Annotated in this window: 1 protein-coding gene; it reads right to left on the bottom strand. The window is 72.6% G+C overall.

What is annotated here, in order from left to right; genetic code table 11:
- A partial coding sequence (locus tag AWQ70_RS39715) for a type I polyketide synthase (RefSeq protein ID WP_157530966.1) occupies positions 1-3,834 on the bottom strand: 3,834 nt, incomplete at both ends.

A 3,834-nucleotide genomic window follows, 5' to 3' on the forward strand; every position in this document is an offset into this window, starting at 1 on the left:
CCGCCCGGCCTGCGCCGCCAACGCCTCCACCGACCGGCCCGACACCGGCCACACCACCGGACCGGCCACACCCGCAACCCGCTCAACCTCAACGACCGGCGCGGCCTCGATGATCACGTGCGCGTTCGTCCCACTGATCCCGAACGACGACACACCCGCCCGGCGCGGCCGATCCGCGGACGGCCACGACCGGGCCTCGGTCAGCAACTCCACCGCACCCGCCGACCAGTCCACGTGCGGCGAGGGCTCATCCACATGCAACGTCGCCGGCAACACCCCGTGGCGCATCGCCTGCACCATCTTGATCACACCGGCCACACCCGCGGCCGCCTGCGTGTGCCCGATGTTCGACTTGATCGACCCCAGCCACAACGGACGACCCTCCGGGCGATCCTGCCCATACGTCGCCAGCAACGCCTGCGCCTCGATCGGATCACCCAACCGAGTGCCAGTGCCGTGCGCCTCCACCACATCAACCTCAGCCGGAGACAACCGCGCGTTCGCCAACGCCTGACGGATCACCCGCTCCTGCGACGGACCGTTCGGAGCCGTCAACCCGTTCGACGCGCCGTCCTGGTTGACCGCACTGCCCCGCACCACCGCCAACACGTCGTGCCCGAGCCGGTGCGCGTCCGACAACCGCTCCAACACCAACAGGCCGACACCCTCGCCCCAGCCGGTGCCGTCCGCCGCGCCCGCGAACGCCTTACACCGGCCGTCGGCGGAGAGCCCGTCCTGCCGGTCGAACTCGGTGAACACTCCGGGAGACACCATCACCATGACACCGCCGGCCAGCGCCATCTCACACTCGCCGTTGCGCAACGCCTGGACGGCGAGGTGCAGCGCGACCAGCGACGAGGAGCACGCGGTGTCGACCGTCACCGCCGGCCCTTCAAGCCCGAACGTGTACGCCACCCGACCGGACAACACGCTGCTCACGGTGCCGGTCAGCAGGTGCCCCTCGGCGCTCGCCGGCATGTCCATGCCGACGCCGTAGAGCGATGCCGAACCACCGATGAGCACGCCGGTCGGCGAGTGGCTCAACGAGAGCGGGTCGATACCCGCGGACTCGAACGCCTCCCACGCCGCCTCCAGCAGCAGCCGCTGCTGCGGGTCCATCGCCAGCGCCTCACGCGGCGAGATCCCGAACAACCCCGCGTCGAACTCCGCCACCCCGTCGACGAAGCCACCCTGACGGGTGTAGGCACCGTCTGCGTCGTCGGGCCAGCCTCGGTCGGTGGGGAAGGCCGAGATGCCGTCGCGGCCCGCGACCACCAGCTCCCAGAGCTGCTCCGCCGTACGGACACCACCCGGGTACCGGCAGCTCATGCCGATGATCGCGATCGGTTCGTCGCCGCCGGCCGCGGCCGATGCGCCGATGGGCGTCGCGACGGGGCCGGTCGTGCCGAACATCTCGCCGAGCAGGTACTCGGCCAGGGCCGCCGGGTTCGGGTGGTCGAACACCAGCGTGGCGGGCAGTCTCAACCCGGTTTCCGCGACGAGCAGGTTGCGCAGCTCCACTGCGGTCAGCGAGTCGAACCCCAGATCGCGGAACGCGCGGCGAGGCTCCACCACCGCCGTCGACGCGTGCCCGAGCACCGCCGCGGCACGCGCCCGCACCGCCTCCAGCAACAGGCGGGGGCGCTCCGTCTCGGGCGCCGCCTTCAGCGTCTCCCGCAGCTCGAAGGTGTCACCCGGCCCGGCCACCTGGACGGCCAGCACCCGGGCCACCTCGGGCAGCTCGCCGAGCAGCGGACTGGGGCGACCCGAGACGAACGCGGGCACGAACCGTTCCCAGTCGACATCGGCGACGCTGACACACGTCTCGTCGTGATCGACGGCTACGGCGAGAGCCCGGATCGCCGGCTCCCGGTCCATGGTGGGCAACCCTCGCCGACGCAGGAACCGCTCCATATCTCCCTGCATCGCCATGCCCACCTCGGCCCACGGACCCCACGCCACGGAGGTGCCGCTCAGGCCACGATCCCGGCGGTGGTGCACCAGAGCGTCCAGGAAGGCGTTGCCCGCCGCGTACGCGCCCTGCCCGCCGCTGCCCCAGGTGGCCGCGATCGAGGAGAACACCACGAACAGCTCCAGATCGCCCGCGAGCTCGTCCAGCAGAACGGCACCGGCCACCTTGGCGCGCAGCACCTCGGCGAGGTCGGCCGCCTCGGTCTCCATCAGCGGACTCGCCACGTCGACTCCGGCTGCGTGCACCACCCCCGTCAGCGGGAACTCCGCCGGGATCCCGGCCAGCAATCCGGCCAGCGCCTCCCGATCCGCCACGTCACACGCTTCGACCGACACGCGGGCGCCCAGTGCGGTCAGCTCCGCCACCAGCGCGTCCACTCCGGGCGCCCCCGCGCCCCGGCGGCCGGCCAGCAACAGATGCGGCACCCCCCGGCCGGCCAGCCAGCGGGCCACATCACCACCCAGGGCGCCGGTCCCGCCCGTGATCAATACGGTGCCGTCGGTGGTCCACTCCGGCACGGACGCCGTGGGCAGGGGCGCCCGCACCAGCCGGCGCGCGAACACCCGTCCGTCTCGCAGGGCGACCTGGTCCTCGCCACTCGTGCCGCTCAGCAGGGCGGTCAGTCGCCCCTCGGTCACCCCGTCGACGGTCGGCGGCAGATCGATCAGGCCGCCCCACCGGGCGGGATGTTCCAAGGCCGCGACTCTGCCCAGCCCCCACAGCAACGCCTGCTCGGGAGCGTCCAGCCGATCGTCGCCACCGGTCGACACCGCACCGCGTGTCAGGCACCACAGCGGAACATCCGCTCCCGCGTCACCGAGCGCCTGGATCACCAGCAACATCGCCGCGAGATCGGCGGAGGCCGTCGACGGCCCGGCCGCGAACACCACCCCGGCGAGATCATCACGGGTCAGATGGACGGCGAGCTCGGCCCGATCCAGCTCCGCGAGGGACCGCAGACGGGCGGTTCGCGCGCCGCCGGCGCGCAACGCGTTCTCCGCCTCGCCGGCCAGGCTCGTCTCACCGGAGCTGACAAGCACCCACGTTCCGGTGAGCGTGGCGGCGTCGCGCAGGCCGTTCAGCGGCTTCCACTCCACCCGATAGCGCCACGAGTCGACGATCGACTCCTGCCGCCGCGACCGCCGCCACGACGACAACGCCGGCACCACGTCGTCCAGCACCCCCGGCGCGTCCTCCAACCTCAGGGTGGCGGCCAGCTCCGCGAGGTCCTCACGCTCCACCGCCGCCCAGAACCGGGCGTCGTCGTCATCCGGCGCGGCCACCGGCGCCTCGGCCGGAACCGACCCGGCCTCCGGCCAGTACCGCTCCCGCTGGAAGGCATAGGTCGGCAGCTCCACCCGACGGCCGCCCGGCAGGACGGCCCGCCAGTCGACGTCGAGGCCGGCCGTCCACAACCGGGCCAGCGCGGTCAGCGCCGTTTCGGCGTCTTCGCGGTCGCGGCGCATCACCGGCGCGAACACCCCGTCGGCCGACTGCTGGGCCAGCCCGCAGAGCACCCCGTCCGGGCCCAGCTCCACGAACCGGGACACACCCTGATCTGCCAGACAGGTGACCCCGTCGGCGAAGCGGACCGCCTCTCGCACCTGCCGCACCCAGTAGGCCGGGGAGGTGAGCAGCCCGGGCTCGGCCACCTCGCCGGTCAGGTTCGACACGATCGGAACCTGCGGTTCGTCGAACGTCAGCGTCTCCACGATGGCCGCGAACTCGGCCAGCATCGGCTCCATCAGGCGGGAGTGGAACGCGTGCGAGACCGTCAGCCGGCTCGTCTTACGGCCCTCCGCAGCCCACCGGGCCGCCATCTCCTCGATCACCCCGGCGCCGCCCGAGACGACCACCGAGTT

It is taken from the genome of Microtetraspora niveoalba (assembly GCF_001570405.1).
GTDB classification, from domain to species: Bacteria; Actinomycetota; Actinomycetes; order Streptosporangiales; family Streptosporangiaceae; genus Microtetraspora; species Microtetraspora niveoalba.